The following is a 13,472-nucleotide window of genomic DNA, read 5'->3' as shown; positions in this document are numbered from 1 at the left end:
CGCTCAGTGCCAGACGCCCGCGGGCGCGGGACCGGGTACGCGCAGCAGCTTGTCGTCGCCGATCTCCAGCAGGCGGTTGGCCGCATAGCTGTTCTGCGAATCGGGCTCCAGCGCGGCGCTGATCAATGGGGACAGCGGCTGCGCCAGCGACACATAGAAACTGCCCGGCGGCATCACGGCCCGGCCCATTCTTGGCCGCACGCGGAAGGCGCGGATCGCCTCGCCATCCTCGATGGCGCCGCGCGCGTCCTGCCGCTGGCCGTCGCTCTGCGACAGGATCTCGTAGCGCTCGATCTGCCAAGGCGCGGCGCTGTCGATGCGCTCGACACGCACGCCCAGCAACTGCAGCCGCTGCACGGCCACCGTTTCACTGGCCGCCAACAGGTAGCCGCACGGGCGCGGGCGCGCATTGGCGATCTTCAGCGGCTCGGCAGCGCGCCACTCGACATCGACCGCCTTTTCTTCCCCGCTCTTCGCATCGAGGAAGTCCAGCCGCTGGCGCGTCGTCGTCTGCCAGGCCTCGACCACGAGGTCTCCGTGGCAGGCGTCGGCCTTGGCGCGCTGGCCGGCCTGCGCGGTGAGCTGCATCAGCGTCGGCCCCTGGCGCGCCGCCGTCTCGATGACGGTGGTGGCGGCCAGCACCTGCGTGTACACGCGACGGGCGAAATGCGCGCGGCCCAACCCCACGCCCCGCACCTCCAGCAGCAGGCTCACGGCCTGGTGCAGGCCGCTCACATTGCGGCCGGTGTCGGGCTGCACGCCGCCCATCGAGACAGTGCGGTCGGCGCTCTTGCCGCCCGACGTGGTGTGGTACTTGAAGCCCTGCAGCCCCGCCTGTGTGAAGGCGGCCTGGATGGCGTCGATGTAGTCGCGCTGCGCGCTCGCGGCAATGGCGGCATCGAGGTTGCCCACGGTGGCGGGCTGCAGCAGGCCGTCGTACTTCATGACCGCGCCGAACTTGTCGATCCAGCGGCCGCCGACGGTGAACTCGTGCAGGTCGAGCACCACCTGCGGCCGAAAGCGCAGCGTGGCCGCCGCGATCAGGCGGGCTTCGGGCGTGCGAAGCAGCAGGTGGTCGCGGTTCACATCGATGCCGTTGGCGGTGACGCGGGTGAAATGCTCCGCGCCGTCAGGGTTGCCGCGCGGCAGCAGCACGAGGTTCACCTTCTGCAGCAGCGCCGCGCCCGGCCCGCTGGCGAACTGCTGCGCCAGGGCCAGCACCGCTTCGCCGCCGGCCGGCTCGTTGCCGTGCTGCTGGCCGATCACCATGACAGTGGGCCGCGCGGGATCGATGCGGCCCTGGTCGGCAAGCAGCACCAGCGGCATCTCGCGCCCCTGCTGCGACACGCCCAGGCGCTCGACGCGCACGTTCGGCGACTGGCGCGCCAGCTCATCGAGAAAGGCCAGCACCTCGGCATGCGAAGCGAAATCGGTGCGGCCGGCGCGAAAGCCCGGCGTGGCGTAGCTCACGGGCGGATCGGGAAAGCGCGCCGCGATGGCCGGCGGCTCGACCCACACCTTGGCAGGGTCGAACTGGGCCGAAGCCGATGCGGCCGACAGCGAGGTCAGGCCAAGGATGCACAGGAAGCGGAAGGGAAGGATGCGGCGCATGGCGCGCATTTTCCTCTCGCCCAGGCTGCCGCGGCTTCAGCAGGCGTTCAGTTCGGGGTGCATGCCCGTGCGCGCGCCAGCAGCAGCGCCCGTTCGCGCGTGTTGCGGGTGAGCGAGGCGGCGCGGTCGAATTCCTTGCGCGCCTCGTCGAGGCGGCCGAGCTTGAAAAGCAGGTCGCCGCGCACGGTCGGCAGCAGGTGGTAGCCCTGCAGCGCGGTCTCGCCCATCAGCGCGTCCACCACCTCCAGCCCGGCGGCGGGCCCGAAGGCCATCGACAGCGCAACCGCGCGGTTGAGCTCGACGATGGGCGACGGCGACAGCTCGGCCAGCGCGTCGTAGAGCGCGGCGATGCGCGGCCAGTCGGTTTCGCCGGCGGTGCGTGCGCGACCGTGGCAGGCGGCAATGGCGGCCTGCAGCGCATAGGGACCGAAGGCGCCACCGAGCGATTCGGCGCGCGCGAGTGCGGCAAAGCCACGGCGGATCAGCATCTGGTCCCAGCGCGCCCGGTTCTGTTCGAGCAGCAGCACCGGCTCGCCCGAGGCGCCCACGCGCGCGGCCATGCGGGAGGCCTGGATTTCCATCAGCGCCACCAGTCCGTGCACCTCGGCCTCGCCGGGCACCAACTCGGCCACGATGCGCCCCAGGCGCAGGGCTTCGTCGCACAGCGCGGGGCGCATCCAGTCGTCGCCGGCGGTGGCGGCGTAGCCTTCGTTGAAGATCAGGTAGAGCACTTCGAGCACCGATGCGAGCCGCGCTTCGAGTTCATGCCGGCGCGGCACCTCGAAGGGCACGCGCGCTTCGGCCAGCGTGCGCTTGGCACGCACGATGCGCTGCGCCACCGTGGCTTCGGGCACGAGGAAGGCGCGGGCGATTTCGTCGGTGGTCAGGCCGCCCATCAGCCGCAGCGTGAGCGCCACGCGCGCCTCGGTCGACAGCACCGGGTGGCAGGCGGTGAAGACCAGCCGCAGCAGGTCGTCGCCGATGTCGTCGTCGAGCGCGGCATCGACCGCTTCGGCGAAGTCGGCTTGCGCCATCTCGTGCTGCGCGTCGAGTTCGCGGCCGATCTCGGGCGCCTTGCGCTCGGCCAGCTGGCCGCGGCGCAGGCGGTCGAGGGCGCGGTGCTTGGCCACTTGCGTGAGCCAGGCGGCGGGGTTGTCGGGCACGCCTTCTTCGGGCCATTGCTCGAGGGCCGAAACGAGCGCGTCTTGCGCAAGCTCTTCGGCCAGGCCGACGTCGCGCACCATGCGCGCGACCGTGGCGATGATCTTCGCGGACTCGATCCGCCAGACCGCCTCGATCGCGCGATGGATGGCGCCGGCGTCGCGGGTCGCCACGCTCAACCCTTCTTTTTCTGGTCCTCGGACACGGTCTGCATCGAAGGGAAGGTGCCGGCCACAGCCTGCAGGTCGGGCGAGAAGTCTTCGAGCTCCTGCACCTGGCGCACCTCGATGACTTCGTTCTCGCCACCGGGGCAGCGTGCGGCCCATTCGATGGCTTCGGCGCGGGAGGCCACGTCGATGATCCAGAAGCCGCCAAGCACTTCCTTGGCTTCGGCGAATGGCCCGTCGACGATCTTCGGCTTGCGGCCCTTGAAGCTCACGCGCGCGCCCATCGAAGGTGGGTGCAGGCCGTCGCAGCTGATCAGCACGCCCGCTTTCTGCAGGGATTCGTTGTAGGCCATCATCGCGGTCATTGCGTCGAGGTCTTCGGGCATGGTGCCGGGCGCGGCGGTTTCGTAGCCGTGGGGAATCATCAGCAGCATGAATCGCATGGCAATGTCTCCTTGTGCGGTGCGAGGCTCAGCGGCCGGCCTTGGCGGCGGACTCGGCGCGCAGGCGCTCTTCCTGCGCGAGCAGCTCGGGCGTCATCGAATCGCCGAAGTCCGTGGCCTCGAACACCTGGCGGATCTCGATCTCGCCTTCCTGGAAGGGGCTGCGCTTGATCCACTCGATGGCTTCTTCCTTCGACTTGACCTGCAGCAGCCAGAAGCCGGCGAGCAGCTCCTTGGTTTCGGCGAACGGACCGTCGATGACGGTGCGCTTCAAGCCTTCGCAGCGCACGCGGGCGCCCCTGGAACTCGGGTGCAGTCCTTCGCCCGCCAGCAGCACGCCGGCCTTGACCAGTTCTTCGTTGAACTTGCCCATCTCGGTGAGGATCTCGGTGCTGGGCATGACGCCCGCTTCGGAATCCTTGTTGGCCTTGACCAGAATCATGAATCGCATGGTGTTTCTCCTGAAGGTTGATGAGGGTCGGGAGACGCTGAAAATCGCGTGCTCCTGTTCACACGTCGCGCGAGCGCAAGGCGGATCGACACGATCACGCCGATCTATTTGTAATCTTATGTTTCAAAAACTTGGCCGCGCTCAGGGCAGGTAGCCGCAGAAGCGCAGCACGTGCCCGTCGGGCTCGCGGATCGCGAATTCGCGCAGCCCCCAGGGCTGGGAAACCGGTCGCTCGATCACGGTCACGCCGCGCTTCACGTAGGCGGCGTGCAGGCCGTCGATGTCCTTGCCCACGTGGATCACGATTTCGCCGCGCCAGGGCCGGGCTTCGCGGGTGTTGCATTGCCAAAGGCGCAGGTAGACCGGGTCGCCGTAGCTGCGGTCGCCCTTCTTCACGCGGGCGTAGCTGGGCGGTTCGCCGGCGATGAAATCGAGCTCGAAGCCCAGCACGTCACGAAACCAGCGCGCGGCGCGCGAGACGTCCGACACCGGCAGCACCGGCTGCACACCATGGAATTCATGCAGGGTGCCCAGGTCGGGTGCCGGAATGACGCCGGCCTTGGTGTCCATCAGCTGGCCATTCGGCGCAGGGTGGCGACGCGCTCGGCGATCGCGTCGATGTCGAGGGCGTCTTCGGCATTCGACAGGTAGGTTTCGAGGTCGCGCACCGCAAACACCGTGTTGCCCTGCTCCGCATGCGCCACGCCGCGGTCGCGGTACTCGCCCCAGGCGTTGGGCAGCAGCGCGATCAGGCGGTCTTGCACGGCAATGACGCGCGGCCAGTCTTCTTGCGCGTGGTGCACTTCCTTCAGGTTGCGCAGCATGCGGGCGATGATCTCGCGCGAACTGGCGGGCTGCAGGTACAGGCCCAGCGGCACGTCGAAATCGCCGACGAGGCCATTGCTGCGCTTGTAGGGTTCCAGCCGCTCGCCCAGTTCCTCGCGCGAGAGCGACTTGCCGGTGAAGGGGTCGATCACGACCTGCCCCTTGGGCAAGGTCACCTTGAGCATGAAGTGGCCCGGAAAACCGATGCCCCGCGCCTGCAGGCCCAGGCCCTGCGCCAGCTCCATCCACAGCACCGCCAGCGAGATCGGAATGCCGCGGCGGGTGCGCAGCACGGCGTTCAGGTAGCTGTTGTCGGGGTCGTAGTAGTCGTTGACGTTGCCGCCGAAGTTCAGGTCATTGAAGAAGAACTGGTTGAGCGCGCGCAGCCGGGCCAGCGGTGCGGCGTCGGCCGGCAGGCGGCGCTTGAGGCGGGCCAGCAACTGGTCGACATCGCCGAGCACCTGTTGCACGTCGAGCTCGGGGTACTCGTCCTGCGCGAGGCTGGCGGCGGCTTCGAGCAATGGAAACTGCTCGTCGCTGCGGACGAGCGACTCGAAATATTCCAGTGCGGTAGGAACCTGAAAGCTGAACGTCATGTGTCTTTGTAGAGGAGCCCGCCGGGAGCGTCAAGGCAGTGTTTTCCGGCTCGCGCGAAGCCTCAGCGACGCAGGAAACTGCGGGGGCGCACGCCAACGGCCGTGAGCACCGCGAAATAGAGCAACGCCGAGCCGGCGATCAGCGCGGCGAGCAGGCCGATGCGGTACAGCGGCTGGCCGCGCAGGCCGATCCAGTCGAAGTGGTGCGTGCCCCACGCCAGCAAGGCCGCCAGCGCCAGCGCACCCGCCAGCACCTGCAGCGCAAACTTGCCCCAGCCCGGCTCGGGCTTGTAGCTGCCGCGGCGGATCAGGCCGACCAGCAGCCACGTCGCGTTGACCAGCGCACCGATGGCGATGGTCAGGGTCAGCGCCGCGTGCTGCAGCACCGGCACGAGGAAGAAATTGAGGACCTGGGTGAAGACGAGCACGCCCACGGCGATCAGCATGGGTGTGCGCGTGTCCTGCTTGGCGTAGTAGCCGGGCGCCAGCACCTTCACGGCCACGAGGCCGATCAGCCCGACGCCGTAGCCCGTCAGCGCCAGCGCGGTGCGTCGCACGGCGTCGTCGGGGTAGGCGCCGTTGTGGAACAGCACGGCCACCAGCGGCTGCGCGAAAAGCAGCAGCGCAACGGCGCACGGCGCCGAGAGCAGCACCACGAGGCGCAGGCCCCAGTCGAGCAGCGACGAATAGCGCGCGTCGTCCTTGGCGGCGCGGGCACCGGCCAGTTGCGGCATCAGCACCACGCCCAGCGCCACGCCCAGCATGGCGGTCGGGAACTCCATCAGGCGGTCGGCGTTGGTCACCCAGGTCACGCTGCCCGTGGCAAGGTGCGACGCGATCTGCGTGTTGATGAGCAGCGATATCTGCGCCACGCTCACGCCCAGCAAGGCGGGCAGCATGAGCTTCATCACCTTGCGCGTGGTGGGATCTTTCCAGGCGGTGCCCAGCGCCTTGAAGCTGGTGCCGATGCGCGGCATCAGGCCCAGCGCGCGCAGCGCCGGAATCTGCAGGCCCAGCTGCAGCACGCCGCCGAGCATCACGCCCACGCATTGCGCATAGATCGGCTCGATGCCATACCTGCGGAACAGCGGCGCGCCAATCACGATCGACAGGATGAGCGCGATGTTCAGCAGCACCGGCGACGCCGCCGGCACCGCGAACTTGCGCCACGTATTGAGAATGCCGCCCGCCAGCGCCACCAGCGACATGAAGCCGATGTACGGAAACATCCAGCGCGTCATGACGACCGCCGAATCGAAGCCGGCCAGCCCGCTGGCCATGGCCCAGACCATCAGCGGCGCGGCCGCCACGCCCACCACGCAGACCACCACCAGCGTCCAGGTCAGCAGCGTGGCGACGTGGTCGATCAGCTGCCGGGCGCCCTCGTCGCCCGCTTCGGTCTTGCGCCCGGCCAGCACCGGCACGAAAGCCTGGCTGAAGGCGCCTTCGCCGAAGACCCGGCGGAACAGGTTCGGGATGCGGAATGCGACGTTGAAGGCATCGGTCAGCGCGCTGACGCCGAAAACCGAGGCAAACAGCACGTCGCGTACAAGGCCCGTGATCCGCGATGCGAGAGTCAGCAGGGAGACGGTGGAGGCGGATTTGAGCAGGGACACGGGGGCGAGTGTAGGGCCCGCAAAGGCCGCCAAATGGGGCAATTCGGAGGAATTGGCAACCCGGCCTATAATGGAGGGCTTTGCTGCATCATCCTCAGACACCTAAGGAACTAAATCATGGCATCCGCCAAGCCCAAGAAAAAGAACCCGCGCCTCGCCTCCGGCCGTAAGCGCGTCCGCCAGGACACCAAGCTCAACGCTGCGAACACCTCGCTGCGCTCCAAATACCGTACCGCTGTCAAGAACGTCGAAAAGGCTGTTCTGGCTGGCGACAAGACCAAGGCAAGCGAACTGTTCGCGAAGGCCCAGAGCATCGTCGACACCGTCGCCGACAAGGGCATCTTCCACAAGAACAAGGCAGCCCGCGACAAGAGCCGCCTGTCGGCCAAGGTCAAGGCCCTCGCCCTCGCGCCTGAAAAGGCCGCCGCCTGACACCTGTCAGGCAAGCCCGGACCGGAATCCTCCGGTCCGCCGTTTGATCGGGGTGCGCTGCAGCAAAGTGCAAAAAACCGCCTTCGGGCGGTTTTTTCATGCCCGTTCGATTCCTGCGCCGGATTCGGCCAAAGAAAAAGGCCTCAAAGAAAAAGGCCTGTCAGTCAGGCCTTTTTGGGTGGGAGCGCAGCGTTGGGTGGAGGCGGCGTGTCGGGCACGAGGCAGGCCTCGGCCACCTGGAGATCGTTGTCCCGGGCGAAGTTCACGCAGAAGTCCCAGGCCATGGGCTCGGCGTCGCGCAGGGCACGGTTCACCACCACGCACTTCACGTTGTTGATGGTGGTCGGCACGCACCAGGGCGAGTAGCTCAGGTAGCTGCCCGGAAAGGCACCACCGGGACGGAAGGAGCTCATGACACCGGCAAGCCGCTCGGCCCAGTCGCTGGGGCGGAAAGTCCGGCCATCGTGCGTGATGCCCTGGATGAAGATTTCTTTGGCAGTGGGGGAAATCATCGTTGAATGAGGCGCCCGAAGCAGGTGCTGCGGTGCAGCAAGCGATTCTATCCGCGCTACTTTTTGCATCCTGAACATGGGGCATTGCTGTAATGCGGAATCCTCAACGAAGCCGTCAAACCGCACGCCTAGAATCCGCGTTCCCTATCTGGAGAACCCGAATGAGCGCTACCGCCCAGCCCACCTCGCCCCACGTCATGAACACCTACGGTCGCCTGCCGATCGCACTGTCGCACGGCCAGGGCTGCCGAGTCTGGGACACCACGGGCAAGGCCTACATCGACGGTCTGGGCGGCATCGCCGTCAACACGCTGGGTCACAACCACCCCGAGCTGGTGCCCGCCCTGCAGGACCAGCTGACCAAGCTGATCCACAGCTCCAACTACTACCACGTGACCGGCCAGGAGCAGCTCGCCACCAAGCTGACCGAAATTTCGGGCCTGACCAACGCGTTTTTCTGCTGCACCGGCCTCGAAGCCAACGAAGCGGCCCTGAAGCTGGCCCGCAAGTTCGGCCATGACAAGGGCATCGAGCGCCCCGAGATCGTCGTCTACGAAGCCGCCTTCCACGGCCGCAGCATCGCGACCCTGTCGGCCACCGGCAACCCCAAGGTGCAGGCCGGCTTCGGCCCGCTGGTCGAGGGCTTCATCCGCGTGCCGCTGAACGACATCGAGGCGCTCAAGAAGGCGACCGAAGGCAACCCGAACGTGGTCGCCGTGTTCTTCGAGACCATCCAGGGCGAAGGCGGCATCAACCCGATGCGCGTCGATTACCTCAAGCAGGTGCGCCAGCTGTGCGACGAGCGCGACTGGCTCATGATGATCGACGAAGTGCAATGCGGCATGGGCCGCACCGGCAAGTGGTTCGCCCACCAGTGGGCGGGCATCAAGCCCGACGTGATGCCGCTGGCCAAGGGCCTGGGCTCGGGCGTGCCGATCGGCGCCGTGGTGGCCGGCCCCAAGGCCGCCAACATCTTCGGCCCGGGCAACCACGGCACCACCTTCGGCGGCAACCCGCTCGCGATGCGTGCCGGTGTCGAGACCATCCGCATCATGGAAGAGCACAAGCTGCTCGACAACGCCGCCACCGTGGGCGCGCACCTGAAGGCCGCGCTGGAGCGCGAGATCGGCAGCCTGCCCGGCGTGAAGGAAATCCGCGGCCAGGGCCTGATGATCGGCATCGAGCTCGACCGGCCCTGCGGCGTGATCCTGAACCGCGCCTGCGACGCCGGCCTGCTGCTGAGCGTGACGGCCGACAAGGTGATCCGCCTCGTGCCCCCGCTCATCCTGAGCATTGCCGAGGCCGACGAGATCGTCGCCATCCTCGCGCCCATCGTCAAAGCCTTCCTGTCGGAGCCCGCACCCCAATGACGACCGCCACCGCGAACACCATCCGGCACTACCTGCAGTTCGCCGACTTCACCGCCGACGAGTACGCCTACCTCTTCGATCGCATGGCGATCATCAAGAAGAAGTTCAAGACCTACGAAAAGCACCAGCCGCTGGTCGACCGCACGCTGGCCATGATCTTCGAGAAGGCCAGCACGCGCACCCGCGTGAGCTTCGAGGCCGGCATGTACCAACTCGGCGGCAGCGTGGTGCACCTGACCACCGGCGACAGCCAGTTGGGCCGCGCCGAGCCCATCGAGGACAGCGCCAAGGTCATCAGCCGCATGGTCGACATCGTGATGATCCGCACCTACGAGCAGACCAAGATCGATGCCTTCGCCGCGCACTCGCGCGTGCCCGTCATCAACGGCCTGACCAACGAGTTCCACCCCTGCCAGATCCTGGCGGACATCTTCACCTACATCGAGCACCGCGGCTCGATCCAGGGCAAGACGGTGGCCTGGGTGGGCGACGGCAACAACATGGCCAACACCTGGCTGCAGGCGGCCGAGATCCTGGGCTTCACGGTGCATGTGAGCACGCCCAGCGGCTACGAGGTCGACCAGTCGATCGCCGGCATCCGCTCGGGCGACAGCTACAAGGTCTTCAAGGACCCGATGGAAGCCTGCCGCGGCGCCGACCTCGTCACCACCGACGTGTGGACCAGCATGGGCTACGAAGCCGAGAACGAGGCCCGCCGCAAGGCCTTTGCCGACTGGTGCGTCGATGAAGACATGATGCGCATCGCCCAGCCCGGCGCCCTCTTCATGCACTGCCTGCCCGCCCACCGCGGCGAGGAAGTGCAGGCCGAGGTCATCGACGGGCCGCAGTCGGTGGTGTGGGACGAGGCCGAGAACCGCCTGCACGCGCAGAAGGCGCTGATGGAGTTCCTCCTGCTCGGCAGGCTCTGATCTTCCGGGCCAAGGGCGCAGCCGCATGTCCGATTGCCAGCAATGCGGCGCCTGCTGCGCCGCCTACCGTGTCGATTTCAGCGTGCACGAACTCGACGACAACGGCGGCAAGGTGCCTTCAGGCCTCGCCGTCGAGGTGAACGACGCCATCTGCCGCATGCGCGGCACCGACCACACGCCGATGCGCTGCGCCGCCCTCACCGGCAAGATCGGCCAGGCCGTGAGCTGCGGCATCTACGAATGGCGCCCCAACCCCTGCCACGAGCTGCAGTCCGGCAGCGACGCCTGCGAACGGGCCCGGGCACGGCACGGGCTGCCGGCGCTGTCGCCTCTGCACTGAGCCGGTTCATCTCGTGACGTTCGGTGTTGGAAATAACCGACACCACGACGCCTCGCCCGGCGCTACCTTCGCGCCATGGCTCCATCACATCAGCAACGCATCTGGGACATTTCGCCGCCCGTGCATGGAGGCGCGCCGGTGTTTCCCGGCGACACGCCCTACCAGCAGCGCTGGGCCGCGACCATTTCGCCAGGCTGCCCGGTGAACGTCAGCGAGATCAAGCTCTCGCCCCACGTCGGCGCGCACGCCGATGCACCGCTGCACTACGACCCCGACGGCCAGACCATCGGCCATGTCGACCTCACGCCCTTCCTCGGCCCCTGCCGCGTGATCCACGCGATCGACAAGGGCCCGCTGATCGAGTGGGAGCACATTGCCCACGCCGTCGACAGCGACCTGCCGCAGCGCGTGCTGGTGCGCACCTACACCGCCATGCCGGTGGACCGCTGGGACCCGCAACTCGCGGCCTACGCACCCGCCACCGTCGAGCGCCTCGCGGCCATGGGCGTGAAGCTCATCGGCATCGACACCGCCAGCATCGACCCGGCCGACAGCAAGACGCTGGAAAGCCACCAACGCATCCGCCGCCTCGACCTGCGCGTGCTCGAGAACCTTGTGCTCGACGACGTGCCCGAGGGCGACTACGAACTCATCGCGCTGCCGCTCAAGCTGGTCAGCGCCGATGCCTCCCCCGTTCGCGCCGTGCTGCGCGAACTTCCTCGCTGAAACCTCCACCATGACGACCCTTGCAGACTGCCGCGCGCTCGACGCGCAAGACCCGCTGCGCGCCTTGCGCGACCAATTCACCATCCCCGGGGACGTGCTGTACCTCGACGGCAACTCGCTCGGCGTGATGCCCAAGGCCGCGCCGGCGCGCATCGCCGAAGTGGTGACGAAGGAATGGGGCGAAGGCCTGATCCGCTCGTGGAACACCGCGAGCTGGTTCGACCTGCCGCAGCGCCTGGGCGACAAGGTGGCCCGCCTGATCGGTGCCGCGCCCGGCGAAGTGGTGTGCACCGACAGCACTTCGGTGAACCTCTACAAGGTGCTGTTCGCGGCGCTCTCGCAGCAAAAAGACAGCGGCCGCAAGCTGGTCATCAGCGAGCGCAGCAACTTCCCGACCGACCTCTACATCGCCGAGTCGCTGTGCCGCGAGCGCGGCTTCACGCTCAAGCTGATCGAAGCAAGCGAGTTGCCCGGTGTGCTCACCGACGAAGTGGCCGTGCTGATGCTCACGCACGTCAACTACCGCACCGGCGCCATGCACGACATGAAGGCCATCACCACCGCCGCCCACGCCGTGGGCGCCCTCGCGGTGTGGGATCTCGCGCACAGCGCGGGCGCCGTGCCGGTGGCCCTGAACGACAGCAACGCTGACTACGCGATCGGCTGCGGCTACAAGTACCTGAACGGCGGCCCGGGCGCCCCGGCCTTCGCATGGGTCAACGCGCGGCACGCCGGCCAGTTCGAGCAACCGCTTTCGGGCTGGTGGGGCCATGCGGCGCCCTTCGAGTTCACGCCGCACTACCGGCCCGCACCGGGCGTGGGCCGTTACCTCTGCGGCACGCAGCCGATCATTGCGCTGGCGGGGCTCGAATGCGGCCTCGATACGGTGCTCGCAGCCGAGGCCTTCAACGGCGGCAACGGTGCGATGTCCGCGCTGCGCGCCAAGTCGCTCGCGCTCACCGATCTGTTCATCCAGCTGGTCGAGGAGCGCTGCGCCGGCCAGGGCCTCTCGCTCGTCACGCCGCGTGACCACGCGCTGCGCGGCTCGCAGGTGTGCCTCAGCCGCGAAGAAGGCGCCTACGCCATCGTGCAGGCGCTGATCGCGCGCGGCGTGATCGGCGACTATCGCGCCGGCGATTCGCAGATGCCCGACATCCTGCGCTTCGGCTTCACGCCGCTGTACATCGGCTTCGAGGACGTGTGGAACTCGGTCGAGCATCTCGTGCAGGTGCTCGAAACCGGCGAGTGGCGACGCGCTGAATTCAACCGCAAGAACGCAGTGACATGACCGCCGACAAGAGCCCCGCGAAAAGCCTCGAGAACATCGTTCACGAAGAAAAGGCGCAGCTGGACTTCAGCAAGTCCATGAGCTACGGCGACTATCTGCACCTCGACGAGATCCTCAACGCCCAGCATCCGCTGTCGCCCGCGCACGACGAGATGCTCTTCATCGTGCAGCACCAGACCAGCGAGCTCTGGATGAAGCTGATGCTGCACGAGCTGCACGCCGCCACCGCCTGCATCGCCGAAGAGAAGCTGGCCGACGCCTTCAAGATGCTCGCCCGCGTGAGCCGCATCATGGAACAGCTGGTGAGCGCATGGACCGTGCTGTCGACCATGACGCCGCCCGAGTACACGGCGATGCGCCCCTACCTTGCCAACTCCAGCGGCTTCCAGAGCGCGCAGTACCGCTGCATCGAATTCGCGCTCGGCAACAAGAACGCCGCCATGCTCAAGCCGCACGCGCACCGTGCCGATCTGCTGGCGCAGGTCGATGCGGCCTACCGTGCGCCTTCGCTGTACGACGAGTCGCTGCGCCTGCTGGCACGCCACGGCCTGCCGGTGCCCATCGACCGGCTGAAACGCGACTGGACCCAGCCTTACGAAGTCAGCGATGGCGTCGAGGCCGCATGGCTCATCGTCTATCGAAACCCGCACGACCACTGGGACCTGTACCAGCTCGGCGAAAAACTCACCGACCTCGAAGACGCCTTCCGACTCTGGCGCTTCCGCCACGTGACGACCGTCGAGCGCGTGATCGGCTTCAAGCGCGGTACCGGCGGCACCGGCGGCGTGAGCTACCTGCGCAAGATGCTCGACGTGGTGCTGTTCCCCGAAATCTGGAAGCTGCGCACCGACCTGTAGCAACCTGAAGGCCGCGCGCACCGACGGCTCCTACAATCCGCGCGGCACCAGCACTTCAAGACTCGACAAGGCGATGCGATTCGTCGTTCTGCCTTGTGCTGCGGGGAAACCCCGCGGTGGATGGATGGCTACACGTTCCGGCGCGCAA

The 13,472-nt window shown here is 67.4% G+C and carries 15 protein-coding genes; 7 read left to right on the top strand and 8 right to left on the bottom strand.

The window, feature by feature from the left end:
* Positions 1-3: 3 nt before the first annotated feature.
* The 7 genes from BLQ28_RS00670 to murJ form a co-directional block, all read right to left on the bottom strand.
* Positions 4-1,611 (bottom strand): M14 family metallopeptidase, encoded by a 1,608-nt coding sequence (locus BLQ28_RS00670; RefSeq protein ID WP_176800973.1) that lies wholly within the window; start codon positions 1,609-1,611, stop codon positions 4-6.
* 47 nt (positions 1,612-1,658) lie between these two features.
* Positions 1,659-2,945: an RNA polymerase sigma factor gene (locus BLQ28_RS00665; RefSeq protein WP_176800972.1), complete on the bottom strand. Its 1,287-nt coding sequence runs from the start codon at positions 2,943-2,945 to the stop codon at positions 1,659-1,661.
* A 2-nt stretch (positions 2,946-2,947) separates the two neighbouring features.
* On the bottom strand, positions 2,948-3,382 hold the full coding sequence (locus BLQ28_RS00660) for a YciI family protein (protein WP_093236644.1): 435 nt from the start codon (positions 3,380-3,382) through the stop codon (positions 2,948-2,950).
* A gap of 28 nt (positions 3,383-3,410) precedes the next feature.
* Entirely contained in the window at positions 3,411-3,833 is a 423-nt protein-coding gene (locus tag BLQ28_RS00655) for a YciI family protein (protein WP_093236643.1), read from the bottom strand.
* A gap of 141 nt (positions 3,834-3,974) precedes the next feature.
* Positions 3,975-4,403: a bleomycin resistance protein gene (locus BLQ28_RS00650; protein WP_093236642.1), complete on the bottom strand. Its 429-nt coding sequence runs from the start codon at positions 4,401-4,403 to the stop codon at positions 3,975-3,977.
* Entirely contained in the window at positions 4,403-5,254 is an 852-nt protein-coding gene (locus BLQ28_RS00645; protein ID WP_093236641.1) for a SirB1 family protein, read from the bottom strand. Before BLQ28_RS00645 ends, BLQ28_RS00650 begins: the two co-directional genes overlap by 1 nt.
* Positions 5,255-5,316: 62 nt before the next feature.
* Positions 5,317-6,870 (bottom strand): murein biosynthesis integral membrane protein MurJ, encoded by a 1,554-nt coding sequence (gene murJ / locus BLQ28_RS00640; protein ID WP_093236640.1) that lies wholly within the window; start codon positions 6,868-6,870, stop codon positions 5,317-5,319.
* Between the two features lie 117 nt (positions 6,871-6,987).
* Between murJ and rpsT the strand changes: the two genes are divergently transcribed.
* Positions 6,988-7,302 carry a 30S ribosomal protein S20 gene (gene rpsT, locus BLQ28_RS00635; RefSeq protein WP_007831346.1) on the top strand — a complete coding sequence of 105 codons (315 nt, stop codon included), beginning with the start codon at positions 6,988-6,990 and terminating at the stop codon, positions 7,300-7,302.
* Positions 7,303-7,466: 164 nt separating this feature from the next.
* Here the strand turns inward: rpsT and BLQ28_RS00630 are convergent, their stop codons facing one another.
* Positions 7,467-7,814, bottom strand: a complete 348-nt coding sequence (locus BLQ28_RS00630) for a DUF3579 domain-containing protein (RefSeq protein WP_093236639.1) — start codon at positions 7,812-7,814, stop codon at positions 7,467-7,469.
* A 161-nt stretch (positions 7,815-7,975) separates the two neighbouring features.
* Here BLQ28_RS00630 and BLQ28_RS00625 point away from each other — a divergent pair, with 161 nt between their 5' ends.
* The 6 genes from BLQ28_RS00625 (at position 7,976) to kynA (ending at position 13,324) form a co-directional block, all read left to right on the top strand.
* Entirely contained in the window at positions 7,976-9,184 is a 1,209-nt protein-coding gene (locus BLQ28_RS00625) for an aspartate aminotransferase family protein (RefSeq protein ID WP_093236638.1), read from the top strand.
* The gene (gene argF / locus BLQ28_RS00620) at positions 9,181-10,113 is read left to right on the top strand and encodes an ornithine carbamoyltransferase (protein ID WP_093236637.1); all 933 of its coding nucleotides are present in this window, start codon (positions 9,181-9,183) and stop codon (positions 10,111-10,113) included. The genes BLQ28_RS00625 and argF overlap by 4 nt, the downstream gene beginning before the upstream one ends.
* A gap of 25 nt (positions 10,114-10,138) precedes the next feature.
* A complete protein-coding gene (locus tag BLQ28_RS00615) occupies positions 10,139-10,453 on the top strand; it encodes a YkgJ family cysteine cluster protein (RefSeq protein ID WP_093236636.1) in 315 nt (104 codons plus the stop codon).
* 75 nt (positions 10,454-10,528) lie between these two features.
* Positions 10,529-11,179 carry an arylformamidase gene (kynB, locus tag BLQ28_RS00610; protein ID WP_093236635.1) on the top strand — a complete coding sequence of 217 codons (651 nt, stop codon included), beginning with the start codon at positions 10,529-10,531 and terminating at the stop codon, positions 11,177-11,179.
* A gap of 10 nt (positions 11,180-11,189) precedes the next feature.
* Positions 11,190-12,467, top strand: coding sequence for a kynureninase (gene kynU / locus BLQ28_RS00605; RefSeq protein WP_093236634.1), 1,278 nt, complete (start codon positions 11,190-11,192; stop codon positions 12,465-12,467).
* The gene (gene kynA / locus BLQ28_RS00600; protein WP_093236633.1) at positions 12,464-13,324 is read left to right on the top strand and encodes a tryptophan 2,3-dioxygenase; all 861 of its coding nucleotides are present in this window, start codon (positions 12,464-12,466) and stop codon (positions 13,322-13,324) included. Before kynU ends, kynA begins: the two co-directional genes overlap by 4 nt.
* The last annotated feature ends 148 nt before the right edge of the window (positions 13,325-13,472 follow it).

Origin of the sequence: Variovorax sp. EL159 (assembly GCF_900100965.1) — a bacterium.
Taxonomy (GTDB): Bacteria; Pseudomonadota; Gammaproteobacteria; order Burkholderiales; family Burkholderiaceae_C; genus Variovorax.
The sequence above is the reverse complement of the archived record's forward strand: the minus strand, read 5'-3'. Positions and strand labels throughout refer to the sequence as shown.

Bases quoted from the DNA above. Each gene is read 5' to 3' on its own strand.
- BLQ28_RS00670 (WP_176800973.1), bottom strand. From the start codon at position 1,611: ATGCGCCGCATCCTTCCCTTCCGCTTCCTGTGCATCCTTGGCCTGACC.
- BLQ28_RS00660 (WP_093236644.1), bottom strand. From the start codon at position 3,382: ATGCGATTCATGCTGCTGATGATTCCCCACGGCTACGAAACCGCCGCG.
- BLQ28_RS00655 (WP_093236643.1), bottom strand. From the start codon at position 3,833: ATGCGATTCATGATTCTGGTCAAGGCCAACAAGGATTCCGAAGCGGGC.
- BLQ28_RS00650 (WP_093236642.1), bottom strand. From the start codon at position 4,403: ATGGACACCAAGGCCGGCGTCATTCCGGCACCCGACCTGGGCACCCTG.
- BLQ28_RS00645 (WP_093236641.1), bottom strand. From the start codon at position 5,254: ATGACGTTCAGCTTTCAGGTTCCTACCGCACTGGAATATTTCGAGTCG.
- rpsT (WP_007831346.1), top strand. From the start codon at position 6,988: ATGGCATCCGCCAAGCCCAAGAAAAAGAACCCGCGCCTCGCCTCCGGC.
- BLQ28_RS00630 (WP_093236639.1), bottom strand. From the start codon at position 7,814: ATGATTTCCCCCACTGCCAAAGAAATCTTCATCCAGGGCATCACGCAC.
- BLQ28_RS00625 (WP_093236638.1), top strand. From the start codon at position 7,976: ATGAGCGCTACCGCCCAGCCCACCTCGCCCCACGTCATGAACACCTAC.
- argF (WP_093236637.1), top strand. From the start codon at position 9,181: ATGACGACCGCCACCGCGAACACCATCCGGCACTACCTGCAGTTCGCC.
- BLQ28_RS00615 (WP_093236636.1), top strand. From the start codon at position 10,139: ATGTCCGATTGCCAGCAATGCGGCGCCTGCTGCGCCGCCTACCGTGTC.
- kynB (WP_093236635.1), top strand. From the start codon at position 10,529: ATGGCTCCATCACATCAGCAACGCATCTGGGACATTTCGCCGCCCGTG.
- kynU (WP_093236634.1), top strand. From the start codon at position 11,190: ATGACGACCCTTGCAGACTGCCGCGCGCTCGACGCGCAAGACCCGCTG.
- kynA (WP_093236633.1), top strand. From the start codon at position 12,464: ATGACCGCCGACAAGAGCCCCGCGAAAAGCCTCGAGAACATCGTTCAC.